The 24,535-nt window shown below is 70.4% G+C and carries 23 protein-coding genes; 12 read left to right on the forward strand and 11 right to left on the reverse strand.

Annotated elements, in window-relative coordinates; genetic code table 11:
* Positions 1 to 110 precede the first annotated feature (110 nt).
* From IE257_RS31410 to IE257_RS31440, 7 genes are all read right to left on the reverse strand, one after another.
* Positions 111 to 569, reverse strand: coding sequence for a hypothetical protein (locus IE257_RS31410; RefSeq protein ID WP_189973346.1), 459 nt, complete (start codon positions 567 to 569; stop codon positions 111 to 113).
* Between the two features lie 224 nt (positions 570 to 793).
* Positions 794 to 2,212 (reverse strand): NAD(P)/FAD-dependent oxidoreductase, encoded by a 1,419-nt coding sequence (locus tag IE257_RS31415; protein WP_189973252.1) that lies wholly within the window; start codon positions 2,210 to 2,212, stop codon positions 794 to 796.
* Positions 2,213 to 2,253: 41 nt separating this feature from the next.
* Positions 2,254 to 3,060: an ABC transporter permease gene (locus tag IE257_RS31420; RefSeq protein WP_189973253.1), complete on the reverse strand. Its 807-nt coding sequence runs from the start codon at positions 3,058 to 3,060 to the stop codon at positions 2,254 to 2,256.
* Positions 3,060 to 3,989, reverse strand: coding sequence for an ABC transporter permease (locus tag IE257_RS31425; protein ID WP_189973254.1), 930 nt, complete (start codon positions 3,987 to 3,989; stop codon positions 3,060 to 3,062). Before IE257_RS31425 ends, IE257_RS31420 begins: the two co-directional genes overlap by 1 nt.
* The gene (locus IE257_RS31430) at positions 3,986 to 5,176 is read right to left on the reverse strand and encodes an ABC transporter ATP-binding protein (RefSeq protein ID WP_189973255.1); all 1,191 of its coding nucleotides are present in this window, start codon (positions 5,174 to 5,176) and stop codon (positions 3,986 to 3,988) included. Before IE257_RS31430 ends, IE257_RS31425 begins: the two co-directional genes overlap by 4 nt.
* A gap of 124 nt (positions 5,177 to 5,300) precedes the next feature.
* Complete coding sequence (locus tag IE257_RS31435) at positions 5,301 to 6,551, reverse strand: polyamine ABC transporter substrate-binding protein (protein ID WP_189973256.1); 1,251 nt, start codon at positions 6,549 to 6,551, stop codon at positions 5,301 to 5,303.
* Positions 6,552 to 6,621: 70 nt separating this feature from the next.
* Positions 6,622 to 8,139, reverse strand: coding sequence for a gamma-aminobutyraldehyde dehydrogenase (locus tag IE257_RS31440; RefSeq protein ID WP_189973257.1), 1,518 nt, complete (start codon positions 8,137 to 8,139; stop codon positions 6,622 to 6,624).
* Between the two features lie 194 nt (positions 8,140 to 8,333).
* Here IE257_RS31440 and ybiA point away from each other — a divergent pair, with 194 nt between their 5' ends.
* The 3 genes from ybiA (at position 8,334) to IE257_RS31455 (ending at position 11,447) form a co-directional block, all read left to right on the forward strand.
* Positions 8,334 to 8,888, forward strand: coding sequence for a riboflavin biosynthesis intermediates N-glycosidase (gene ybiA / locus IE257_RS31445; RefSeq protein WP_189973258.1), 555 nt, complete (start codon positions 8,334 to 8,336; stop codon positions 8,886 to 8,888).
* Positions 8,885 to 9,298: an NUDIX hydrolase gene (locus IE257_RS31450; protein ID WP_189973259.1), complete on the forward strand. Its 414-nt coding sequence runs from the start codon at positions 8,885 to 8,887 to the stop codon at positions 9,296 to 9,298. Before ybiA ends, IE257_RS31450 begins: the two co-directional genes overlap by 4 nt.
* 541 nt (positions 9,299 to 9,839) lie before the next feature.
* On the forward strand, positions 9,840 to 11,447 hold the full coding sequence (locus IE257_RS31455) for a TROVE domain-containing protein (protein ID WP_189973260.1): 1,608 nt from the start codon (positions 9,840 to 9,842) through the stop codon (positions 11,445 to 11,447).
* Positions 11,448 to 11,456: 9 nt separating this feature from the next.
* Here IE257_RS31455 and IE257_RS31460 read toward each other — a convergent pair whose 3' ends face one another.
* Positions 11,457 to 12,182: a DUF4190 domain-containing protein gene (locus IE257_RS31460; RefSeq protein WP_189973261.1), complete on the reverse strand. Its 726-nt coding sequence runs from the start codon at positions 12,180 to 12,182 to the stop codon at positions 11,457 to 11,459.
* Positions 12,183 to 12,292: 110 nt separating this feature from the next.
* Here IE257_RS31460 and IE257_RS31465 point away from each other — a divergent pair, with 110 nt between their 5' ends.
* The 5 genes from IE257_RS31465 to IE257_RS31485 all read left to right on the forward strand — a co-directional run bounded on the left by IE257_RS31465 (position 12,293) and on the right by IE257_RS31485 (position 17,216).
* Positions 12,293 to 13,318 (forward strand): adenosine deaminase, encoded by a 1,026-nt coding sequence (locus tag IE257_RS31465; RefSeq protein ID WP_189973262.1) that lies wholly within the window; start codon positions 12,293 to 12,295, stop codon positions 13,316 to 13,318.
* Between the two features lie 36 nt (positions 13,319 to 13,354).
* Entirely contained in the window at positions 13,355 to 14,044 is a 690-nt protein-coding gene (locus IE257_RS31470; RefSeq protein ID WP_189973263.1) for a glycerophosphodiester phosphodiesterase, read from the forward strand.
* Complete coding sequence (locus tag IE257_RS31475) at positions 14,041 to 15,207, forward strand: sensor histidine kinase (protein WP_443728824.1); 1,167 nt, start codon at positions 14,041 to 14,043, stop codon at positions 15,205 to 15,207. Before IE257_RS31470 ends, IE257_RS31475 begins: the two co-directional genes overlap by 4 nt.
* Positions 15,204 to 15,872, forward strand: coding sequence for a response regulator (locus IE257_RS31480; RefSeq protein ID WP_189973264.1), 669 nt, complete (start codon positions 15,204 to 15,206; stop codon positions 15,870 to 15,872). Before IE257_RS31475 ends, IE257_RS31480 begins: the two co-directional genes overlap by 4 nt.
* 150 nt (positions 15,873 to 16,022) lie before the next feature.
* The gene (locus IE257_RS31485) at positions 16,023 to 17,216 is read left to right on the forward strand and encodes a serine hydrolase domain-containing protein (protein ID WP_189973265.1); all 1,194 of its coding nucleotides are present in this window, start codon (positions 16,023 to 16,025) and stop codon (positions 17,214 to 17,216) included.
* Here IE257_RS31485 and IE257_RS31490 read toward each other — a convergent pair.
* From IE257_RS31490 to IE257_RS31500, 3 genes are all read right to left on the reverse strand, one after another.
* The gene (locus IE257_RS31490; protein ID WP_189973266.1) at positions 17,206 to 17,673 is read right to left on the reverse strand and encodes a hypothetical protein; all 468 of its coding nucleotides are present in this window, start codon (positions 17,671 to 17,673) and stop codon (positions 17,206 to 17,208) included. The genes IE257_RS31485 and IE257_RS31490 overlap by 11 nt on opposite strands.
* A gap of 88 nt (positions 17,674 to 17,761) precedes the next feature.
* The gene (locus tag IE257_RS31495) at positions 17,762 to 18,940 is read right to left on the reverse strand and encodes a polyamine ABC transporter substrate-binding protein (RefSeq protein ID WP_189973267.1); all 1,179 of its coding nucleotides are present in this window, start codon (positions 18,938 to 18,940) and stop codon (positions 17,762 to 17,764) included.
* Positions 18,941 to 19,032: 92 nt separating this feature from the next.
* Entirely contained in the window at positions 19,033 to 20,472 is a 1,440-nt protein-coding gene (locus tag IE257_RS31500) for a gamma-aminobutyraldehyde dehydrogenase (RefSeq protein ID WP_189973268.1), read from the reverse strand.
* Between the two features lie 168 nt (positions 20,473 to 20,640).
* Between IE257_RS31500 and IE257_RS31505 the strand changes: the two genes are divergently transcribed.
* From IE257_RS31505 to IE257_RS31520, 4 genes are all read left to right on the forward strand, one after another.
* Positions 20,641 to 21,144, forward strand: coding sequence for an Lrp/AsnC family transcriptional regulator (locus IE257_RS31505; protein WP_007266859.1), 504 nt, complete (start codon positions 20,641 to 20,643; stop codon positions 21,142 to 21,144).
* Entirely contained in the window at positions 21,129 to 22,508 is a 1,380-nt protein-coding gene (locus IE257_RS31510) for an aspartate aminotransferase family protein (protein ID WP_189973269.1), read from the forward strand. Before IE257_RS31505 ends, IE257_RS31510 begins: the two co-directional genes overlap by 16 nt.
* Positions 22,509 to 22,695: 187 nt before the next feature.
* On the forward strand, positions 22,696 to 23,454 hold the full coding sequence (locus tag IE257_RS31515; RefSeq protein WP_189973270.1) for an ABC transporter ATP-binding protein: 759 nt from the start codon (positions 22,696 to 22,698) through the stop codon (positions 23,452 to 23,454).
* Positions 23,436 to 24,509: a hypothetical protein gene (locus IE257_RS31520; RefSeq protein ID WP_189973271.1), complete on the forward strand. Its 1,074-nt coding sequence runs from the start codon at positions 23,436 to 23,438 to the stop codon at positions 24,507 to 24,509. The genes IE257_RS31515 and IE257_RS31520 overlap by 19 nt, the downstream gene beginning before the upstream one ends.
* Positions 24,510 to 24,535: the final 26 nt, after the last annotated feature.

Below are 24,535 nucleotides of genomic sequence, written 5' to 3' on the forward strand. Positions count from 1 at the left end.
CGAGGGCGGCGGCCGTGAGGAAGGGTAGGGCTCTGCGCACAACTGCCTCCGGTGCATGGGGGGATGGAGGGGGTCAGCGGCGCCCAAGATGGTCCAGACCAATACCCTTGTCAAGGCTTTCGGCCCTCCTTCGCGAGCACGCACGCGGCCGCTTCGTGCATCGCGAGCTCCAGCACGGCCGGGTCGGTGAGCGTCCCCTCGCCGTCCGGAAGTTCCAGCCAGCGCACCCCGCCGGTCGCCCGCCCCGGGTACGGGACCACGATCCAGGTCCCGCGCCCGGCACCCCGTACGCCCGTGCCGAGCCACCGGGACGCCGTGCCGGCGGGCACGAAGAAGCCCAGCCGGGAGTCGCCGAAGTCGGCGAGCACCGGGCCGGGCCGGCCGAGGAGCAGGCGGAGCACGTCGAGGGTGGGCCGCCCCAGCTTCCCGGGCAGGATCAGCACGTCCCAGCGCCGGCCGGCGGGCAGCAGGGCGACCCCGAGGGGGTTGCGCTCCCACTCCCACCGACAGCCCTCCGGATCCGGCGCCACCGATACCAGCCAGTCCACTGCCGTCTTGGCCCCCGGAATCGTCATCGCCCGGCCTCCGTTCCCTGTAGGTGAGGGGTTCTCACCGGGAGAGAGCGGGGCCGGGCGTGATTATGACGCGGGTTTCGTTACTCCATGGTAGTGAATCGGGTCACACGGTGACCGGCGGTCCGCGCCGGGCGCACGGTGGTGGCACGCGGCGGAACACGTGGGGCGGGAGGCGTGGGGCGGGAAGCGCGCGCCGAGCGGTCCGCGGCGGCAAGGGCCTAGCTGTCGAAGCCGAGGCCGAAGCGGTCCAGCGTCTTGAGCCACAGGTTCCGGTGTCCGCCGCGGGCGTCCGCGCGGGCCAGCGACCACTTGGTGAGCGCGATCCCGGTCCATGCGAAGGGCTCGGGCGGGAACGGCATCGGCTTGGACTTCACCATCTCCAGCTGCGTGCGCTCGGTGGAGAGCCCGTCGAGCAGGTCCAGCATCACGTCCGCGCCGAACCGGGTGGCCCCCACCCCGAGGCCGGTGTAGCCGGCCGCGTACGCCACCTTCCCCCTGTGGGCGGTGCCGAAGAAGGCGGAGAAGCGCGAGCAGGTGTCGATCGCGCCGCCCCAGGCGTGGCTGAACTTCAGCCCCTCCAGCTGCGGGAAGGCGGTGAAGAAGTGCTCCGCGAGCTTGAGGTAGGTCTCGGGGCGGTGGTCGTACTCGGAGTCGAGCTTCCCCCGGTAGGGGTAGATCGCGTCGTAGCCGCCCCACAGGATCCGGTTGTCGCGGGTGATCCGGAAGTAGTGGAACTGGTTGGCGCTGTCGCCGAGCCCCTGCCGCCTCTTCCAGCCGATGGACGCGAGCTGGGCCTCGTCGAGCGGCTCGCTCATCAGTGCGTAGTCGTAGACCGGGACGGTGAACGGGCGGACCCGGCGGACCAGCGAGGGGAAGATGTTGGTGCCCAGGGCGACCCGGCGGGCGAGGATCGTGCCGTAGGGGGTGGTCACGGTCATCCCGGAGCCGGCCGCGGCCAGCTTGAGGCCGCGGGTGTTCTCGTAGATCCGTACCCCGAGCTCCAGGCAGGCCCGCTTGAGGCCCCAGGCCAGCTTCGCCGGGTTGAGCATGGCGACTCCGTCGCGGTCCCAGAGGCCCGCGAGGAAGGTCGGCGAGTCGACCTCGGCGCGCACCGCCTCGCCGTCCAGCCATTCGGAGCCGTCGGCGAGGCCCTGGCGCAGCGCCTCCTCGTGCAGTTCGCGCAGTTCCTCGACCTGGTGCGGTTCGGTGGCGACGTCGATCTCGCCGGTCCGCTCGAAGTCGCAGTCGATGCCGTAGCGGGCGACGGCCTCCTCGATGGCGTCGAGGTTGCGGGCGCCCAGCTCCTCCAGCCTGGCCAGCTCACCGGGCCAGCGGGCCAGCCCGTTGCTGAGTCCGTGGGTGAGCGAGGCGGCGCAGAATCCGCCGTTGCGGCCGGAGGCGGCCCAGCCCGCCTCCTTGCTCTCGATCAGTACGACGTCCCGGTCGGGGTCGCGCTCCTTTGCGATCAGCGCGGTCCACAGCCCGCTGTAGCCGCCGCCGACGACCAGCAGGTCGCACCGCTCGTCGGAGGTCAGCGCCGGCTCGGGGGCGGGCTTGCCGGGGTCGTCCAGCCAGTACGAGACCGGCTTCGCTTCGGAAAGGGATTTCGCAACACTACGCATGGCGACTGGGGCCATGGCTTCCAACTCCCTACGGAACTGATGACGTGCTATCCGAATTACTTCGGTTGTGCCTTCTTGCGGCGGTTGCCGACCATCTGGCCGGCGAGGACCACCAGCACCGCGATGACGAACATCGCCGTACCGATGACGTTGATCTGCACGGGCGTACCGCGCTGGGCCGATCCCCACACGAACATGGGGAAGGTGACGGTGTTGCCCGAGTTGAAGTTGGTGATGATGAAGTCGTCGAAGGAGAGCGCGAAGGAGAGCAGCGCGCCCGCCGCGATACCGGGTGCCGCGATCGGGAGCGTGACCCGTACGAAGGTCTGCACCGGGCCTGCGTAGAGGTCGCGGGCGGCCTCCTCCAGCCGCGGGTCCATGGACAGGACGCGCGCCTTGACGGCGGCGACGACGAAGCTGAGGCAGAACATGATGTGGGCGATCAGGATCGTCCAGAAGCCCAGCTGGATGCCCATGTTGAGGAAGAGCGCGAGCAGCGAGGCCGCCATCACGATCTCGGGCATGGCCATGGGCAGGAAGATCAGCGAGTTGACCGCCCCGCGCGCCCGGAAGCGGTAGCGCACGAGCGCGAAGGCGATCGCGGTGCCCAGCGCGGTCGCGACGAGCGTGGACCAGAGGGCGATCTGGAGCGACAGGGACAGCGACCCGCACATGTCGGCGACCCCGCAGGGGTCCTTCCACGCGTCGAGGGAGAACTCCTGCCAGGCGTAGTTGAACCGCCCGGTGGGGTTGTTGAAGGAGAAGACGGTGACGACGACGTTCGGCAGGATCATGTACGCGAGCGTGCCGAGCCCCGCGATGACGACCACGTTGCGCCGGAGCCAGGTGAGGGGATTGCGCATCAGACCAGGTCCTCCGTCCCCGCTCGGCGGATGTAGATGGTGACCATGATCAGCACGATGGCCATGAGAATGAAGGACAGCGCGGCCGCCGTCGGGTAGTCGAGGATCCGCAGGTACTGCGACTGGATGACGTTGCCGATCATCCGGGTGTCCGTGGACCCGAGCAGCTCGGCGTTCACGTAGTCGCCGCTCGCCGGGATGAAGGTGAGCAGCGTCCCGGAGACCACGCCCGGCATGGAGAGCGGGAAGGTCACCTTCCGGAAGACCGTGGCGGGGCGGGCGTACAGGTCCCCGGCCGCCTCGTGGAGGCGGGTGTCGATGCGCTCCAGCGAGGAGTACAGCGGCAGGATCATGAAGGGGAGGAAGTTGTACGTCAGACCGCAGACCACCGCGAGCGGCGTGGCCAGCACCCGGTCCCCCTCGGTCATCCCGAGCCAGCTGGTGACGTCGAGGAAGCCGATGTTGTTGAGGACGGCGACCACGGGGCCGCCGTCGGCCAGGATCGTCTTCCAGGCCAGGGTGCGGATCAGGAAGCTGGTGAAGAACGGGGCGATCACCAGGACGAGGAGCAGGTTGCGCCAGCGGCCCGCCTTGAAGGCGATCAGGTAGGCCAGCGGGTACCCGAGCAGCAGGCACAGGGCGGTCGCGGTGCCCGCGTAGAGCAGGGAGCGCAGGAACTGCGGGTAGTACTCGGTGAAGGCGTCCCAGTAGGTCCCGAAGTGCCAGGTGACCTTGAAGCCCTCTTCGAGGGAGCCGGTCTGCACCGAGGTCGAGGCCTGGTAGACCATCGGCAGCACGAAGAACACCAGCAGCCACAGGATGCCGGGGAGCAGCAGCCAGTACGGGATCAGCCGCTTGCGCAGGGACGCCCTGTGCACCGGGGGTTCGGTGGAGGCGGGCGCCTCTGGCGGCGCCGCGGTGGTCGTCATGCGCTCTCCTCCACCGTCTCGATGCCCGCGTCGCCCATCGTCCCTGCAAGCATGGACTGGGCCGCGTCGAGGCCGAAGGTGTGCTCCGGGTTCCAGTGCAGGATCACCTCGGCGCCCGGCACCAGGCGGCTGTCCCGCTCGATGTTCTGGGCGTACACCTCCAGCTCCGGACAGACCTGGCTGTCGATGACGTACTGCGTGGAGACGCCGATGAAGGAGGAGTCGGCTATCCGCCCGGTGATCTTGTTGCGGCCCGTCGCGATGGTGTCCTCCTCGTCCGCGTGGACCAGGGAGATCTTCTCGGGGCGTACCCCGACCAGGAGCTTTCCGCCCGTACGGGGAGTGGTCGCGCAGCGGGAGGCGGGCAGCCGGAGCACGGCGCCGGAGGCGGATACGACGATCTCGGAGCCCGAGCCGGCGGCCGCCCCGGTGCCGGCGGTCTCCACGGTGGCCTCGATGAGGTTCGAGGTGCCGAGGAAGTTGGCGACGAAGGTGGTGCCCGGGTTCTCGTACAGCTCGGCGGGGGCGCCCAGCTGCTCGACCCGGCCGCCGTTCATCACGGCGACCGTGTCGGCCATGGTCATGGCCTCCTCCTGGTCGTGCGTGACGTGCACGAAGGTGATGCCGACCTCGGTCTGGATCCGCTTGAGCTCCAGCTGCATCTGGCGGCGCAGCTTGAGGTCGAGGGCGCCGAGCGGCTCGTCGAGGAGCAGCACCTGCGGGTGGTTGATCAGGGCGCGGGCGACGGCGACGCGCTGCTGCTGGCCGCCCGAGAGCTGGTGCGGCTTGCGCTGGGCGAACTGGCCGAGCTGGACCAGCTCCAGCATGTCGTCCACCTGCTTCTTGACGGACTTGATACCGCGGCGGCGCAGTCCGAAGGCGACGTTCTCGAAGATGCTCAGGTGCGGGAAGAGGGCGTAGCTCTGGAAGACCGTGTTGACCGGGCGCTTGTACGGCTGCAGGTCGGTGACCTCCCGGTCGCCGAGGTGGACCGTGCCGGTGGAGGGCTCCTCCAGGCCGGCGATCATGCGCAGGGTGGTGGTCTTCCCGCAGCCGGAGGCGCCGAGCAGGGCGAAGAAGGAGCCCTGGGGGATGGTGAGATCCAGCGGGTGCACGGCGGTGAAGGTGCCGTAGTGCTTGCTGATCCCGGATAGGCGGACGTCGCCGCCCGCGGTCTTGTCAGTCATGGATGGTCCCGGGGTTGGGTGGGGCAAGGGGTCGAAGGCTCGGCGGGGCCGTCCGGGCCGCGCCGGCGCCGGAGTCCTCCGGCGGTCGGCGCCGCGCCCGGCGGGGCTCGCCGCAAGGCGTGCGTCAGGCGCCGATGAGCTTGGCGAACTTCTCCTCGTACGCCGTCTCTTCCTCGCTGGTGAGGGAGCGGAAGGCGTGGGCCTTGGCGGCCATCGCCTTGTCCGGGACGATCAGGGGGTTGTCCGCGAGCGCGGGATCGATCTTGGCCAGCTCGTCCTTGACTCCCTCGACCGGGCAGACGTAGCTGATGTACGCGGCCAGCTGGGCGGCGATCTGAGGCTCGTAGTAGAAGTCGATGAGCTTCTCCGCGTTGGCCTTGTGCCGGGCCTTGGCGGGAACCAGGAGGTTGTCGCTGGAGGTGATGTATCCGGGGGCGGGGATGGCGTACTTGATGTCCGGGTTGCCGGCCTGGAGCTGGATGATGTCGCCGGCCCAGGCGAGGCAGGCGGCGAGGTCGCCCTTGTCGAGATCGGAGGTGTAGTCGTTGCCGGTGAAGCGGCGGATCTGGTTCTTGTCCACGCCCTTCTGGAGCCGCCCGACGGCCTCGTCGAAGTCGGCGGTGGTGAAGGTCGCCGGGTCCTTGCCCTGGTCGAGCAGGGTCATGCCGACGGAGTCGCGCATCTCGGTGAGGAAACCGACGCGGCCCTTGAGGGAGGGGTCGTCGAGCATCTGGGTGACGGAGTCGACCTTCTTGCCGCCGGTCGCCTTCTCGTTGTAGGCGATGACCGTGTCGATGCCGGTCCAGGGGTAGCTGTACGAGCGCCCCGGGTCCCAGTCGGGGGTGCGGAACTGCGGGATCAGGTTGGCGTACGCGTGCGGGAGGTGCGCGGGGTCCAGCTTCTGCGCCCAGCCGAGGCGGATGATGCGGGCGGCCAGCCAGTCGGTCACCACGATCAGGTCGCGGCCGGTGTCCTGGCCGGCCGCGAGCTGGGGGCGGACCTTGCCGAAGAACTCGACGTTGTCGTTGATGTCCTCCGTGTACTTGACCTTGATCCCGGTCCGCTTGGTGAATTCCTCCAGCGTGGGACGGGACTTCTCGTCCTCGCTGGTGTCCATGTACTCGGTCCAGTTGGAGAAGTTGATCTCCTTCTCCCCGGCCGAGTGGTCGTCGGAGGCCACGGCCGCGTCGCCCTCGCGTTTGGCGGGCGGGATCCCGCACCCGGCGAGGGTGGACAGCCCGCCGAGGGTGAGCGCTCCGACTCCGGAGGCGCGCAGCAGCGAGCGGCGGGTGAGGGCGCCGCGCCCGCTGGTGAGGCTGCGCCGCATCGCGGCGAGTTGCGCCGCCGAGAGGCGGTCGGGCTCGAACTGCTCCATGCGCTGTGCCCTTTCGGGAGGTGTACCGCTGGTCAGGCGGTGGGCCCACGCGGCGATGAGCCGCAGATGGTTACGGACGGTCCCCGAAGATCGTGCGGTGCCAGTCCTTCTCGGCCACCGCGGTGTTGTCGTACATCACGTGCTTGACCTGCGTGTACTCCTCGAAGGAGTAGGTCGACATGTCCTTTCCGAAGCCGCTGGCCTTGTAGCCCCCGTGGGGCATCTCGCTGATGATCGGAATGTGGTCGTTGACCCAGACGCAGCCCGCCTTGATCTCGCGGGTGGCCCGGTTCGCCCGGTAGAGGTCGCGGCTCCAGGCGGAGGCCGCGAGTCCGTACGGGGTGTCGTTGGCCAGCGCGATGCCCTCGTCGTCGCTGTCGAAGGGCAGGACGACCAGGACGGGACCGAAGATCTCGGACTGGACCACCTCGCTGTCCTGGGCGGCGCCGGCGATGAGGGTGGGACGGTAGTACGCGCCCTCGGCCAGGTCCCCCGCCGGGATCTCACCGCCGGTGACGACGGTGGCGTAGGCGCGGGCCCGATCGACGAATCCCGCGACCCGGTCGCGCTGGGCGTGCGAGACCAGCGGGCCCAGGTCGGTGGTGGGCGCGAAGGGGTCGCCGAGGCGGACGCCCTCCATCAGCTCGGCCACCCGGGCGACGAAGGCGTCGTGCAGGGGGCGCTGGACGTAGGCACGGGTGGCGGCCGTGCAGTCCTGGCCCGTGTTGATCAGGGAGGCGGCGACGGCACCGTGCGCGGCGGCCTCCAGGTCCGCGTCGTCGAAGACGAGGAAGGGGGCCTTGCCGCCGAGCTCCAGGTGGAGCCGCTTGACGGTGGCGGTCGCGATCTCGGCGACCCGCTTGCCGACGGCGGTGGAGCCGGTGAAGGAGGTCATGACCACGTCGGGGTGGCCCACCAGGTGTTCTCCGGCTTCGCGGCCGGCGCCGGTGACGATGTTGATCACGCCGTCGGGCAGGCCCGCGTCCTTGGCCGCCTGCGCCAACATCAGGGAGGTCAGCGGGGTGAGCTCGGCGGGCTTGAGGACGACGGTGTTGCCCGCGGCGATCGCCGGAAGGATCTTCCAGGCGGCCATCTGGAGCGGGTAGTTCCAGGGCGCGATCGAGCCGACGACCCCGATGGCCTCACGGCGTACGTAGGAGGTGTGGTCTCCGGAGTACTCGGCGGCCGCCTGTCCCTGGAGGTGCCGGGCAGCGCCCGCGAAGAAGGCGGTGTTGTCGATGGTCCCCGGTACGTCGAACTCCGTGGACAGCTTGATCGGCTTGCCGCACTGGAGGGACTCGGCGTACGCGAAGTCCTCGGCCTGCTCCGCCAGTACGGCGGCCAGCCGGTGCAGGGCGTCCGACCGCTCGCCCGGGGTCGCGCCGGACCAGCCCGGGAAGGCCCTCTTGGCGGCGGCGACGGCCTCGTCGACGTCCGTGGTGCTCGCGAGCTCGTAGGTGAGGACCTCGTCGCCGGTCGCAGGATCGACCACGGTGTGTGACTGTCCGGACGTGCCGGACCTCAGCTGCCCGTCGATGTACTGCGCGCCGTCTGCGAAGCGGTCTTTGACCTGGAAGCGGTTGCCCATAACGCTCTCACGCTCTCCGTAGCTACAGTTCGAGCTACAGCTCGAATTGAGTGCCGATCCTGGCAGAGGTGACGCCCTCGGCCAAGTGATTCCGTTGTTGCCTTTTGATTACGCGACGGAATCAGTCGACCATGTGTCGAGGCACACCGAAAATCCCGTACGAAGTGTCAGTGGCGACTGCCAGACTCGCGTGCATGGAGATGATCGATGAACTGATCAAGCAGGTCAGCCGTGGTGAGCGGGTGAAGTACCTGCCGTTCTGGGGGCACCGGCCACAGCCGGACGGCCGGCTCGGACCGAGCTGTATGAGCCAGTGGTGGCCCTCTGCCTTCACTGTCGGTGACGTCCGTTATGCGACCGCGGAGCACTGGATGATGGCCGGCAAGGCCCGGCTGTTCGGTGACGCCGAGGCGGAGCGTGCCGCGCTGGAGGCGAAGAGCCCGGCGGCGGCGAAGAAGGTCGGTCGGCTCGTGCGCGGCTTCGACAACGCGATATGGGAGCGGGAGCGCTTCGCCCTGGTGGTGGAGGGCAGCGTGCACAAGTTCGGCTCCGACCCTGCGCTGCGCGGGTACCTGCTGAACACCGGTGACCGGGTGCTGGTGGAGGCGAGCCCGATGGACCGGATCTGGGGCATCGGGCTCGCGGCGGACGACGAGCGCGCCCTGGACCCGGCACGCTGGCGCGGGCTGAACCTGCTGGGCTTCGCCCTCATGGAGGCCCGGAAGCGGCTGCGCGAGGGCGACGCGTGACGGAACGGCGCCGCGTCGCCGCCGTGATCATCCGGGACGGCTGCGTACTGATGGTGCGCGAGCGGGGCCTGGGGCCGACGGGGCGGCATGACGGGCCGGAGTACTGGACGCTGCCGGGCGGCGGTCTGGAGGCGGGCGAGGAGCCCGAGGACGCGGTCCGGCGGGAGGTGGCGGAGGAGGTCGGCCTGCGCGCGCTGGACGTGCGGTTCGCGTATGACGCGCCCTACCCCTCGGGCTGGACCTCCTGCTTCCGGGTGGAGGTCCAGCCCGGCGAGCCGGTCCTCGGCGTCGACGCGGACCTCACGTGCGACTGCCCGCGGATGGTCGGGCTCATCTGGGTCCCGCTGTCGCGGGGCGCCGCCGAGGGCGAGGTCATGGTGGCGACCCTGCTGTCCACGGCCGAGGTCTGAGGCGGAGATCCTGGGCGGAGATCCTGGGCGGAGATCCGAGGCGCGGCGATCCGCGACGGGACTCCCCGGCGCCGCTCCGACCGGTAACTATTGCGTGGCGGGCGGCGCGGGCGGTGCCCTAACGTGGTGCTCGTCCAGGTGCGCAGGTGAGACCTGCTTCGAGTGTCGCGGGTTCGAATCCCGTCATCGGCTCCGGCCGGTGTAGCTCAGCGGGTAGAGCACCGTGTGGTTTCGCCGACGTTGTTGTTCTCTGGACACCTCACTCACGTCACGCATCTCCCGGTGCGCGGGCTGCGGCTCCTTCCTTGCAGAGAATCAGGCCGCCGCCACCTCGATCTCGGGAGGCACGCGTGCGGGATGCCCGGTGCGCAGGCGACGGTTACTTCCAGGGATCAGGAGGAGGCGGGTTCGAATCCCGCCCGGCCCCGGGCCGGTAGCTCAGCTGGATCGAGCACCTGACGCAGTCCGTCGCCGACCTCTGATCTCGGGCATCCCGCACGACCCGCCTCCCCCATGTCTCACTGGATTCGGGGGAATTCACATGGCCCGCTTCAACCTGCGGGCGCGCACGTCTGCGCCCGCCTCGCCCACCTCGCCCACCCCGCCCACCTCGCCCGTCCGCTCCGCCGGACCCGCCCGCACCCACCAGGGCGGCCCGGGCCACCTGCGCGACCCGCGCTCGGAGCTGTTCCTGCTCGCCGTCGCCAACTTCGTGACGCAGCGGACCGCCTACGAGAGCGGCGAGGCGCGCGACGACCGCTTCGCGGCGCTCGTGCGCACCCTCGCCGTCGAGGACCCCGCCTGGACCGCCGGCCTGCTGGGCTGGCTCCGGGGCGACGCGAACATGCGGACCGCCTCCCTCGTCGGCGCCGCCGAGTACGTGAAGGCACGGCTCGACGCGGGCGCCACCGACGGGCCCTCGAACCGTCAGGTCGTGGACCGCGTACTCCAGCGCGCGGACGAGCCCGGTGAGCTGCTGGCCTACTGGACGGCGACGTACGGGCGGAGCGTGCCCAAGCCGGTCAAGCGCGGCATCGCCGACGCCGTCCGCCGGCTCTACTCCGGCAACTCGCTGCTGAAGTACGACACCGACTCCAGGGCCTACCGCTTCGGTGACGTCCTCAACCTGGTGCACGCCTCCCCCGACCCGGCCAAGCCGTGGCAGGGCGAGCTGTTCCGGCACGCCCTCGACCGCAGGCACCACCCGGAGAGCGCGGAGGTCCCGGCCGGCAACCGCACCCTCGCCGCCCACCGGGCGCTGATGGACCTTCCGGTGGAGGAGCGTCGGGCCCGGGTCACCGCCCCGGATGCCGCCGAGCGGCTCGCGGAGGCGGGCATGACCTGGGAGGCGCTGGCCGGCTGGCTCCAGGGGCCGATGGACGCGGCCGCCTGGGAGGCGGTCATCCCGTCGATGGGCCCGATGGCGCTGCTGCGCAACCTGCGCAACTTCGACCAGGCCGGGGTCTCGGACGCGGTGGCCGCGCAGGTCGCGGCGAGGATCTCCGACCCCGAGGTCGTCGCCCGGTCCCGGCAGTTCCCCTTCCGCTACCTGGCCGCTCATCAGCACGCGCCCTCGCTGCGCTGGGCGTACCCGCTGGAGCAGGCGCTCGGTCACTCGCTGGCCAACGTACCGGCGCTGCCCGGGCGGACGCTGGTCCTCGTCGACCGCTCGGGGTCGATGTGGTCCCCGCTCTCGGACCGGTCCCGGCTCAACCGGGCGGACGCCGCCGCCGTGTTCGGTGCGGCGCTGGCGCTGCGGGCGGAGCAGGCCGACCTGGTGCAGTTCGGCACGACCAGCCAGGTGGTTCCCTGCCGCCGGGGCGAGTCCGTACTGAAGGTGCTGGAGCGGTTCGGGGACCTCGGCGGGACCTACACGGCCGAGGCGGTGAAGCAGCACTACCGGGACCACGACCGGGTGTTGATCGTCACCGACGAGCAGGCCGCCGTATACGGGCACGGGGGCGATCCGACGGCCGAGGTACCGTCCGCGGTTCCCGTCTACACCTGGAACCTGGCCGGCTACCGCGCCGGGCACGCGCCCTCCGGCGCCGCGAACCGGCACGCCTTCGGCGGGCTCACCGACGGGGCCTTCCGGATGGTGTCCCTGATCGAGGCCGGCCGCGACGCCGACTGGCCGTGGGCCTCCTGAGGCCTCCGGTCAGACCTTCTCGCGCAGCTGGGAGTTGTCGTACGGGCTGTCGTAGGGCGAGTCGTCGACCGGCCCCCGGTCCATGAAACCGGCGAATATGACCGCGATCATCAGGGCGCCGAGCACGATGCCGATCGCGCCGAGGATGATGCCGGCGAGTGCCATCCCGCCGTTGTCGGCCTCGCCGCGGCTCGCCTTGCCGCGGCCCAGGGTGCCGAAGACGACTGCGGCTATGCCGAGGGCTATCGCGAAGAAGCTGGTGATGCAGCCGACGACCGAGAGGATCCCGAGGACGAGCCCGGCGATGCCGAAGCCATTGCTGCGCGGGGCCCCGTAGGGCGGGTAGGCACCCTGGCCCGGGTATCCCTGGTACCCCGGATAGCCCGGGTAGCCGGCGGACCCCGGGTATCCGGCGTCGCCGGGGAACCCGTAACCGGGCTGGGCCGGGTACCCGTACGCCGCGGACGCGGGCGGCCCGGTCATCGGCATCGGGGCCGGAGTCGGTGTCGGTGTCGGTGTCGGTGTCGGTGTCGCCGGATAGGGCTGGGTCGGCCCGGACGGGGGGAAGGTGTCGCCCGGCATCCCGGCGAGCGTCGGCCGGTCGTGCACGGACGGCGGGCCCGACACGCCCGGTTCACCCTGCGCGGCCCGGGCGGCCTGCGTCTTGCCCAGCTCGACCGCCGGCCGCTCCGGCGGCGCCCACGGGTCTCGCGGCTCGGGACTGCTGTCGGTCATACGGCGCCCCCCTCTCGTACAGCCATGCTAAGCGCTGCCACCGACAGTCACCGGCGTGCCTACGATGAATCCCGACCCGACCGCACCCGCGTCCTCCCGGAGGCAACCCCATGACCGACCTGCACCCCTTCATCGCGGGGCTGCCCAAGGCCGAACTCCACGTCCACCACGTCGGCTCGGCATCCCCGCGCATCGTGGCCGAGCTCGCCTCCCGGCACCCCGACTCGAAGGTCCCCACCGATCCCGAGGCCCTCGCCGACTACTTCACCTTCACCGACTTCGCCCACTTCATCGAGGTCTACCTGTCGGTGGTCGACCTGGTCCGCACCCCGGACGACGTGCGGACCCTCACCTTCGAGGTCGCCCGCGACATGGCCCGGCAGAACATCCGCTACGCCGAGCTGACCATCACCCCGTACTCCTCCACCCGCCGCGGCATCGACGAGAAGGCCTTCATGGAGGCCATCGAGGACGCCCGCAAGGCCGCCGAGACCGAACTCGGCGTCATCCTGCGCTGGTGCTTCGACATTCCGGGCGAGGCCGGCCTGGAGGCCGCCGCCGAGACCGCGCGGCTCGCCGTCGAGCACCGCCCCGAGGGCCTGGTCTCGTTCGGCCTCGGCGGCCCCGAGATCGGCGTCCCGCGGCCGCAGTTCAAGCCGTACTTCGACCAGGCCCGCGCCGTCGGCCTGCGCAGCGTCCCGCACGCCGGTGAGACCACCGGCCCGGAGACGATCTGGGACGCCATCCGCGAGCTCGGCGCCGAGCGCATCGGGCACGGCACCAGCGCCACCCAGGACCCCGAGCTGCTCGCGTACCTCGCGGAGCACCGGATCGCCCTGGAGGTCTGCCCGACCTCCAACATCGCCACGCGCGCGGTGACCGACCTCGACCTGCACCCCGTCAAGGAGATGGTGGCAGCGGGCGTGCTCGTCACCATCAACAGCGACGACCCGCCGATGTTCGGCTCCGACCTCAACAACGAGTACGCGGTGGCCGCGCGCCTCCTCGAACTCGACGAGCGCGGGCTCGCGCAGCTCGCGAAGAACGCCGTGGAGGCCTCCTTCCTGGACCCGGCCGGCAAGGCGAAGCTCAACGCGGAGATCGACACGTACACCTCGCAATGGCTCGCGCGCTGACGCCCTTCCGGCAACCGCGCCCCCGAGAATGGGGACATGAGCACTCTGACTGCCGTCGGCCACCGCGGCGATCCCTACCGTGTCCGTGAGAACACCCTGGCCTCGATCCGCTCCGCCTTCGCGCGCGGGGCGGACGACGTCGAGATCGACGTACGGCTGACCCGGGACGGAGTGCCGGTCCTGCTCCATGATGAGACGCTCCAGCGGCTGTGGGGCCACGACGTACGCCTCGACGACGTCACGGCCCCGCAGCTGAAGGAGCTGACGCTGGGCGGCGTACCCACACTGCGCGATGCCCTGCTGGCCGCCGGTCCGGGCCGGCTGATGCTCGACCTCCCGGGCGCCACTCCCGAAGCGGTACGGATCGTCGTGGGCGAGGTCCGCGAGTGCGGGGCGCGCGAGCGCACGTACTACTGCGCGGGCCCGAACACCATGCTGGCGGTCCGCGCCGCGGATCCGGGCGCGGAGATCTCGCTGACCTGGACCTCGCTGTCGCCGCCGCGGCGGAGCCTGGTCGACGCCGTGGCGCCGCGCTGGCTCAACTACCGTTTCGGGCTGGTGAGCCGGGAGCTGGTCGACGCGCTCCACGGGGACGGCCTGCTGGTGTCGGCCTGGACCGCGGACACCAAGCGGACGATGAAGGCCCTCGTCGCGGCAGGGGTCGACTCGATCACCACGAACCGGCTGGACGCGCTGGCGTCCGTACGGGCCGGGCTCGGGCGGTGATACGGGCCTTCCCGGAGGCCGTCCGCGGCGCCGATCCGCGGTGGCAGGACCTGGGCCTGACCCTGCTGGTGCAGGTGGCCGTCACGATGCCGTTCGTCGTGCCCCGATCGCCCGAGCTCCCGCCCACGACCTGGACCTCGTACGCGATGACCACGGCCGCCGTGTTGCCCCTGATCTGGCGGCGCAGGGCACCGGTGGGCGTACTGACGGCGGTTCTGGTTCTCGGGGGGATCTACAAGGTCGCGGTCGACGGGCCGGGCCAGCCACTGCCGTACGCGGGCCTCATCGCCTTCTACACGGTCGCCCTGCAGTGCGCCCTGCGGGTCCGCGCGGCCGTGGGACTGGCCACCGTGGTGCTGGTGTCCCTGTCGGTGGGCTGGGAGACGGGAACGGCGCGGGAGCTGCTGTTCACGCTCTTCGTCTCGGCGGCGGCCTACGCGCTGGGACGGCTCCAGCACACGCGGCAGGCCTACACCGAGGCCGCCCTGGCCCGCGCCGCCGAGCTGGAGCGCGCCAACCGGATCGAGGCGGAGCAGGCTGCCGCACGCGAACGGGCCAGGATCGCCCGGGAGATGCACGACATCCTCTCGCACGCCGTCAGCATCATGATCGTGCAGGCGGAGGCCGGACCGGTGGCCGTTCGCAGGGCCCCGGAGCGGGCCGAGGCGGCCTTCGAGGCGATCGCGGAGACGGGGCGGGACGCGATGGCGCAGCTGCGCGTGATGCTGGGCGTGCTGCGCACCGACGAAGCCGCGCCCCGGAGCCCGCAACCGGGGATCGCCGGGTTGACGGAGCTGGTGGACCGGGTACGGGCCAGCGGGCTGCGGGTGACGTACGAACGGACCGGCGTGGTGCGCGAGCTGCCGGCCGCGCTGGAGGCGACCGTGCACCGGGTGGTGCAGGAAGCCCTGACCAACGTGGTCAAGCATGCCGGGGCTGCGGCGGCGGACGTGACCCTCGCGTACGGACCCGGGACGCTCACGGTGACGGTCACGGACGACGGCCGCGGACCCGGGGACGCCTCGGGCGGGCACGGGCTGATCGGCGTCCATGAGCGGGCGGCGGCGCACGGTGGCACGGCGTGGACCGGTCCGGGGCCGGGCGGGCAGGGGTTTTCGCTGCGGGTCGAGCTTGTAACCTCGCCGCTGGAGGTGGGGAATTGACGATCCGTGTGGTGGTGGCCGACGACCAGGAGCTGGTGCGCAGCGGCTTCACGATGATCCTGGACGTTCAGCAGGACATCGAGGTCGTGGCGGAGGTGGGGGACGGCGCGGCGGCGGTGGAGGCGGTGGCCCGGCTCGCGCCGGACGTGGCGCTGCTGGACATCCGAATGCCGGTGCTGGACGGGATAGAGGCGTGCCGGACGATTTCGGCCGGGAGCGCGTGCCGCACGGTGATGCTCACGACCTTCGACTCGGACGAGTACGTGTACGAGGCGCTGCACGCGGGGGCGAGCGGGTTCCTGCTGAAGGACGTGCGGCGGGACGACCTGGTGCACGCCGTACGGGTGGTGGCGGCGGGCGAGTCACTGCTGGCGCCGTCGGTGGCGCGGCGGCTGATCGAGGAGTACACGACGGCGACAGTGCGGCCTTCTCTTCCGGCGGACCGGCTGGAGGTGCTGACGGCGCGGGAACGGGAGACGCTGCTGCACCTGGGGCGGGGCCTGTCCAATGCGGAGATCGCGGCGTCCCTGGTGGTGAGCGAGCACACGGTGAAGTCGCATGTGGGGAACGTGCTGGCGAAGCTGGGGCTGCGGGACCGGATCCAGGCGGTGATCTGCGCGTACGAGACGGGCCTGATCGCGGCGGGTACTCCCTCCGGGGAGTGAGGGGACGGCGTGTCGCCTCCCCCGCGCCGGTGAGTTGTCGTACCGGGGAAGATCCCTCTCGTCGGTGATCCGCACTTACCCCTGTGGCCTGGAGCATTGAGGTCATCGGGGCGGACGGCCCCGATGACCTCACAGGGGGAGCACACCACCATGAACGCACGTACGCGCACGCTGATCGCTGCCGCTCTGGTCCTGGGGATCGCGTCCGGTCCGGCCGTCGCACACGCCGCTCCGGCGCCGGCGTCGGCCCCCTCGGAGCGGATCGCGCCGCTGGTTTCGGCACCGCCGAACGCGGCCGCGCTGGAGGCGGCGATCGCCGGGCTCGGTCCGCAGCACGAGGACGCGACGGCCGCACTGGTCCGGGTGGGCGGCACGGCCGGCCGCTGGCAGGGCAGTTCGGGCGTGGCGGACATCCGTACGGGGCGCGATGCCGTCGAGCAGGGCCGGTTCCGGGCCGGGTCGGTGACCAAGGCGTTCACGGCGGCGGTCGTCCTCCAGCTGGCGGCGGAGGGCCGGGTGGACCTCGACGGGCCGGTACGGCACCACCTGCCCGGGACCGTCCCCGACCGCTACGGGGCCGTCACGGTAAGGCAGTTGCTCAACCACACGAGCGGCATTCCGGCGGCCGACGGGCCGGGCGACTCCTTCGAGGCGCAGTGGGAGCACCGGTTCGACGTGACCGATCCGCGGACGCAGGTGGCCAACGCGGTGGCCAAGGACCGGGAGTTCGCGCCCGGCACGGCACAGCACTACCTGAACATCAACTACACGGTGCTCGGTGTGCTGATCGAGAAGGTGACGGGCATGCGGTACGAGGACGCCGTCGGCGCCCGGATCCTGAAGCCGCTGGGTCTGCACCGGACATCGTTCCCGGGGCGGACCGAGACGAGGATCCAAGGCCCGCACAACCGGGGGTACCAGGCGATACCGAAGGCGGACGGCTCGCGCGAGCTGCGCGACGTGACCGAGTGGAACTCCTCGGACCGGTGGGCGGCGGGCGACATCATCTCGACGACGGCGGACCTGGAGCGGTTCACCGTGGCGCTGTTCAGCGGGCGAGTGGTACCGAAGAACCGGCTGGAGGAGATGTTCACGGTGCCGGACGTGAAGGACTTCGCGAGCGGCAAGCCGGCGGTCATGACGGCCGGCCTGTCCAGGATCGTCCTGCCGGACGGCACCGTGGCCTGGGGCAAGTCGGGCGGGCGGCACGGCTACAACACCGCGATCGGCGCGACCAGGGACCTCTCCCGCACGCTGGTCTACTCGGTGAACGCCACGGACGCCAAGGGCCAGGACATGAACCCGGTGGCCCTCGGCGTCATCATGGCGGCCTTCACGAAGTAGCCGCGGCCTCCAGGCGTTTGATCATGCGGCGCAGGATCAGGAGGGGGATCACCCCGAAGACGCCGAACGACATGTCGATGACGCTCCACCAGAAGGGGATGCCGCGGATCGGGCCGCAGATCAGGGCCAGGGGGATCACTCCGGCGCAGGCGATCACGCCGGCTTCGACGATCCAGATGTTGCGGACGGGGTCGCGGTACACGCCGTAGAAGAAGACGGCGATGACGAGGTGGGCGAAGGCGAGCCAGTCGGTCCCGTAGAGGAGGAAGGGGTGGTCGGCATCGGCCTGGTCCAGGCCGTCGCCCACATGTCGCAGCCACTCGTTGGCGATCAGGGCGTTGGCCCAGCGGAGCTCACTGACCAGGGGGAAGGCCGTGAGGCCACTGAGCACCAGGCAGACGACGAACAGGGCCAACCAGACACGGATCCGCCGCTGAAGGGCGCTTCTCTCGCTCATGGAAGGAAGCGTACGCCCATTTCTGAACACGTTCAGCCAATATGATGAACATGTTCAGAAATAGCGACTCGGAGCCGATCGCCGCCGGTCAGAGGCCGACGATCGCGTTCCAGCGCCTGGCGAGGGAACGGCGCTCGGCCGAGGAGATGTCCCGCGCCACGACCAACCTCTCGCGCATGTCCTCGTCCGGGAAGATCAGTGGGTTCTCGGCCAGTTCGGCGATCTCCTTGTCGTCGGAGGCGGCCAGGACCTCCCGGGCGGCCGGGACGGGACAGACGTAGTTGACGGAGGCGGCGAGCTCGGCGGCCACCTCCGGGGAGTAGTAGTAGTCCATGAGGGCTTCGGCATTGGCCTTGTGCCGGGCCAGGTTGGGGACGAGCAGGCTCTCCGCCCAGAGCTCGGCCCCCTCCTCGGGGACGACGAACTCGATGTCCGGGTTGTCGGCCTGGAGCTGGATGGCATCACCGGAGTAGGCCTGGCAGGCGAGGACATCGCCCTTGCTCAGGTCGGAGGTGTAGTCGTTGCCGGTGAAGCGGCGGATGTGCTTCTTCCTCACCATGCTCTCGACCTGGTCGCACATCCGGTGGAAGTCGGACTCGGTCCAGCGCGTGACGTCCACGCCGTTGCCCTGCATCAGCAGGGCGAAGGACTCGTCGAGGCCGGAGAAGAGGGTCACCTTGCCCGCCAGGTCCGGCTGCCACAGGTCCTTGACCGACTTGATCTCCCGGCCCAGGGCCTTGCGGTTGTAGGCGATGCCGGTGATCCCGGACTGCCAGGGGACGGTGTGCAGCCTGCCGTCGTCGAAGGCGGGGGACCGCAGCTGCGGGTCGAGGTGCCGGGCGACGTTGGGCTGGGCCGACCGGTCCAGCTTCTGGGCCCAGCCCAGGTGGACGAAGCGGGCGGCCATCCAGTCGCTGACCACGATCAGGTCGTGACCGGTCTCCTGGCGGTTCATCAGGGCCGGGCTGACCTTGCCGAAGAACTCGTCGTTGTCGTTGATCTCCTCGGCGTACCGGACCTCGATGCCCGTCTGCTCCGAGAACGCCTCCAGGGTGGGACGGCGCTCCTCGTCCTCCTCATCGGTGTCGATGTAGAGGGGCCAGTTGGAGAAGGCGACACTGCGGTCCCGCTCCGAGCGGTCCGGGCCCTCGCGCCCCTCCTCGGGAACGTAGGCGGCGGGCACGCCGCAGCCGGCGAGGGCGGCGGCGAGGCCCGCGGCACCGAGGCCGTACAGCGCAGAACGGCGGGAGAAGGCGAGTTCAGGCATGGGCACAGCCTCGGGGAACGCGGAAGGGCGGGCAATAGACATGTTGTCTACTGCCCGCCCCGTCAACGCTGTGCTGTGATCGATGCGGCCGATCAGCCGTCGAGCGAGGTCATCACGTGCTTGATGCGGGTGTAGTCCTCGAAGCCGTAGGCGGAGAGGTCCTTGCCGTAGCCGGACTTCTTGAAGCCGCCGTGCGGCATCTCGGCGACGAGCGGGATGTGGGTGTTGATCCACACGCAGCCGAAGTCGAGGTTCTTGGACATCCGCATCGCGCGGCCGTGGTCCTTGGTCCACACGGAGGAGGCGAGGGCGAACTCGACGCCGTTCGCGTACTCCAGGGCCTGGCCCTCGTCGGTGAAGGACTGGACGGTGATGACGGGGCCGAAGACCTCGTTCTGGATGATCTCGTCGTCCTGCTTGAGGCCGGAGACCACGGTCGGGGCGTAGAAGTAGCCCTTCTCGCCGACCTGGTGGCCGCCCGCCTCGACCTTGGCGTGGGCGGGGAGGCGCTCGATGAAGCCCGCGACCTGCTTGAGCTGGTTCGGGTTGTTCAGCGGGCCGTACAGCACGTCCTCGTCGTCCGGCTGGCCGGTCTTGGTGTCGGCGGCGGCCTTGGCGAGCGCGGCCACGAACTCGTCGTGGATCGACTCGTGCACGAGCACGCGAGTGGCGGCGGTGCAGTCCTGGCCGGCGTTGAAGTAACCGGCGACCGCGATGTCCTCGACGGCCTTGGGGATGTCGGCGTCCTCGAAGACCACGACCGGGGCCTTGCCGCCGAGCTCCAGGTGGACGCGCTTGACGTCCTTGGAGGCACTCTCGGCCACCTGCATGCCCGCACGCACCGAGCCGGTGATGGAGGCCATCGCCGGGGTGGAGTGCTCGACCATGGCCTTGCCGGTCTCACGGTCACCGCAGATGACGTTGAAGACGCCCTTGGGCAGCACCGAGTCGATGATCTCCGCCATCAGCACGGTGGAGGCCGGGGTGGTGTCCGAGGGCTTGAGCACCACGGTGTTGCCCGCGGCGATGGCCGGGGCGAACTTCCACACGGCCATCATCATCGGGTAGTTCCACGGCGCGACCTGGGCGCAGACACCGACCGGCTCACGGCGGATGATCGAGGTCATCCCCTCCATGTACTCGCCGGCCGAGCGGCCCTCCAGCAGGCGTGCGGCACCGGCGAAGAAGCGGATCTGGTCCACCATCGGCGGCAGCTCCTCGCTGGCCGTCAGGGCCAGCGGCTTGCCGGTGTTCTCCGACTCGGCGGCGACGAGCTCGTCCGCGCGCGCCTCGAAGGCGTCCGCGATCTTCAGCAGCGCCTTCTGGCGCTCCGCCGGCGTGGTGTCGCGCCAGCCCGGGAAGGCCGCCGCGGCGGCGGCCATGGCGGCGTCGACATCGGCCTGGCCCGAGAGGGGGGCGGTGGCGTACACCTCGCCGGTGGCCGGGTTGACCACCTCGGTGGTCCGCCCGTCGGCGGCGTCCTTGAACTCCCCGCCGATGTAGTTGCGCAGACGACGCAGTTCGGTGGTCACTACAGCCACACTCCTGATCACATGTCCAACGATTGAGACAAAAGCCAAGCCTAGCCTCTCGGCGGAGGCTTTCGACAGACCCAGAGGCCACCAACTACGAAATCAGTGAGATCTAAGTCTTCAAACAACGGATTTCATCGATTCCGTCTTGCGGAACAGACGACCCTCGTGCACAGTGAGGTCGTGGTCAGTCGAAGCGCAGATTCCAGGAACAGACAACCGTCCCCTTCGGTCGATGCTGTGTCCCTGGCGATCATCGAGCAACTGCAGGAGGACGGTCGCCGTCCCTATGCATCGATCGGCAAGGCCGTGGGCCTTTCCGAAGCCGCGGTGCGCCAGCGGGTGCAGAAGCTGCTCGACCAGGGCGTCATGCAGATCGTCGCCGTCACCGACCCGCTCACCGTGGGCCTGCGACGCCAGGCCATGGTCGGCATCAACGTCGAGGGAGACCTCGACCCGGTGGCCGATGCGCTGACCGCCATGGCCGAGTGCGAGTACGTGGTCATGACCGCAGGGTCCTTCGACCTGATGGTGGAAATCGTCTGCGAGGACGACGACCACCTGCTCGAAACGATCAACAAGAAGATCCGCACGCTCCCCGGCGTGCGATCAACCGAAAGCTTCGTTTACCTGAAGCTGAAGAAGCAGACCTACATGTGGGGAACCCGATAACCGTGAGCCAGGACCTCTCCAAGACCGCGTACGACCACCTGTGGATGCACTTCACCCGCATGTCGTCCTACGAGAACTCCCCCGTCCCCACCATCGTCCGGGGCGAGGGCACCTACATCTGGGACGACAAGGGCAAGCGCTACCTGGACGGCCTCGCCGGCCTGTTCGTGGTCAACGCCGGTCACGGCCGCAAGGAACTGGCCGAGGTCGCCTACAAGCAGGCCCAGGAACTCGCGTTCTTCCCCATCTGGTCGTACGCGCACCCCAAGGCCGTGGAGCTCGCCGAGCGCCTCGCCCACTACGCCCCCGGCGACCTGAACAAGGTCTTCTTCACCACCGGTGGCGGCGAGGCCGTCGAGACCGCCTGGAAGCTCGCCAAGCAGTACTTCAAGCTTCAGGGCAAGCACACGAAGTACAAGGTCATCTCGCGTGCGGTCGCCTACCACGGCACCCCGCAGGGCGCCCTGTCCATCACGGGTCTGCCGGCCCTGAAGGCCCCCTTCGAGCCGCTGGTCCCCGGCGCGCACAAGGTGCCGAACACCAACATCTACCGCGCCCCGATCTACGGAGACGACCCGGAGGCCTTCGGCCGCTGGTGCGCCGACCAGATCGAGCAGGAGATCCTGTTCGAGGGCGCCGACACGGTCGCCGCCGTCTTCCTGGAGCCGGTGCAGAACGCCGGCGGCTGCTTCCCGCCGCCGCCCGGATACTTCCAGCGGGTCCGCGAGATCTGCGACGAGTACGACGTACTGCTCGTCTCCGACGAGACGATCTGTGCGTTCGGCCGCCTCGGCACGATGTTCGCCTGCGACAAGTTCGACTACGTGCCGGACATGATCACCTGCGCCAAGGGCATGACCTCGGGCTACTCCCCGATCGGTGCCTGCATCATCTCGGACCGCCTCGCGGAGCCGTTCTACAAGGGCGAGAACACCTTCCTGCACGGCTACACCTTCGGCGGACACCCCGTGTCCTCGGCGGTTGCCATCGCCAACCTCGACATCTTCGACAAGGAAGGCCTCAATCAGCACGTGCTGAAGCACGAGGACGCCTTCCGCGCCACGCTGGAGAAGCTGCACGACCTGCCGATCGTCGGCGACGTCCGCGGCAACGGCTACTTCTACGGCATCGAGCTCGTCAAGGACAAGGTCACCAAGGAGTCCTTCACGGACGAGGAGACGGAGCGCGTGCTCTACGGCTTCCTCTCCAAGGCCCTCTTCGAGAACGGCCTGTACTGCCGGGCCGACGACCGCGGTGACCCGGTCATCCAGCTCGCGCCGCCGCTGATCGCGGACCAGGGCACCTTCGACGAGATCGAGGCCATCCTGCGCTCCGTGCTCACCGAGGCGTGGACCAAGCTGTAGCCCCGGGCCACCGCCCGTCCGAGCCGCAGTAGCCCAACCACACGGCCCGGATCCTCCGTTCGAGTGAGAACGCGGGGGTCCGGGCCGTGTGCTGTCACCATCCAAGACGTTCATCTCTTTACATCTCAGTGCGGCGCCAGTGACTTCAGCCGGTTCCGCTTCGTTCCCCCGAACGGAGGTGTACGCCATGGTGGCTCCACCGGACAATGCCCCGCCTGACAATGACGTCCTGTGGGCTCGGTCCCTTCACTACTCCCACGACGGTTCCCCGGCCCTCGTCGAGGTCTCCGTCGCAGTCCGCCAGGGCGAGATCCTCGCCCTGACCGGCCCCCGCGGCAGCGGAAAAACCACCCTGCTCCGCTGTCTGTCCGGACAGCTGCGCCCCCAGCAGGGCGAGGTCTGGTTCAACAGCGTCCCCGTGCACACCATGGGCGCGGTCGTCCGCGAACGGCTGCGCCGCGACCGGTTCGGCTGGATCGGCCACGAGCCCCAGCTGTTGCCCGAGCTGAAGGTCTGGGAGAACGCGGCCCTGCCCCTGCTGCTCGCCGGCGCCTCCCACCGCAGCGCCCGCAGCGCCGCCTGCGAATGGCTGGACCGCCTCGACATCGGCGGCTTCGCCCGCAAGCGCCCCGGCGCCCTGAGCCGTGCCGAGTGCCAGCGCGTCGCCCTCGCCCGGGCCCTGGTCAACGAGCCCGCGGTGATCTTCGCCGACGAGCCCACGGCCCCGCTGCACCGCACCGAGCGGGCCCTGCTGCTCCGCGCGCTGACCACCGCGGCCCGCTCCCACGACGTCACCGTTCTGCTGGCCACCCACGACGAGGCCACCGCGGCCGTCGCGGACCGCCGGATCGACCTGCTCGACGGCCGCCTCGCGGGGGCCGCGATCGCCGCCTCCCCCGTCGCCGACACCACGGAGGACCAGACCGCGTGCTCGCTCTCCGCCTAGCCCGCGGTTCCCGGCCCCTCGTCCAGCTGCGGCGGCTCCTCGTCGCCGCCGCCTCGGCCGGGACCGGCTTCCTGCTGCTCTACGTACTCGCCGGGGCCGTGGCCCAGCCCGCCGGATCGTTCCCTCGCCTGCTGTGGGCGCTGATCCCGCTGGCCGTCACCGTCCACCTCGCGATCGTCGTGGCCCGGGCCGACCCCGCCACCCAGCCCCGCGAGGGACTGGACGCCGCCGGACTGGGCCCCCTCCGGCTCACGCTGGTCGCCGCGATCTCCACCGCCGTCGCCTGCGCCCTGGGCGCCGCCCTGGCCCTGGCCGTCTTCCTCCACCTACGCGGGGACGTGGCCGGGCTGCCCTTCGACGGGACCGGGGCCGAGCTGCTCCACGCCGACCAGCCGCTGCCCGTGGCGGGCGCCCTCACCCTGCTGGGCCTGATCCCGGTGACCGCCTCGGCCGCCACCGCCCTCGCGCTGCGCCCGCACCCGCCGCTGGCCCCGCAGACCGGACTGCCCTGGGGCATCGCCCTGACCGCCTGCGGGCTCGCCGTCCTCGCCTACGCGGGCCGGACCGGCGGCGGGGTACTCGCCGGCTGGTCGCTGACCGCGGTCGGGCTCGCCCTCGCCGGACCGGGTCTCGCCTACGCCTGCGGCAGCCTGGTGCAGGCCGTACGCCCGGGCGCGCTCCGGCTGCTGGCCGGCCGGGTCCTCCAGCAGGAGGCCCCCCGCATCGGGCCGCCGCTGGGAGTGCTGTGCTCGGTGGCCGCCGGCGCCCTGACCGCCCTCGCCCTGCGCGACCGGGGCGGACTGCCCGTGCCGCTGGGCCCGCTGACCTGGCCGACCGCTCTCCTGGTGACCCTGTGCGCCGCCGCGACCCTCCTCACCTCGGTGGTGGAGGCCCGCCGGGGCCGGGAATCCGGACGCACCGCCCTGCTCGACCTCGGCGCCCCCTCCAACGTCCTGCGCAGCGCCGCGAGTCTGCGGGCCACCGCACTCCTGGCCGTGTGCCTACCGCTCAGCTGGGGTGTGGCGCAACTGACGTCGCTGGCATTGACCCGCTGAGACGAGCAGCCCTTAGGGTGGGCCGA

The organism is Streptomyces avidinii, from assembly GCF_014650695.1.
GTDB lineage: Bacteria > Actinomycetota > Actinomycetes > Streptomycetales > Streptomycetaceae > Streptomyces > Streptomyces avidinii.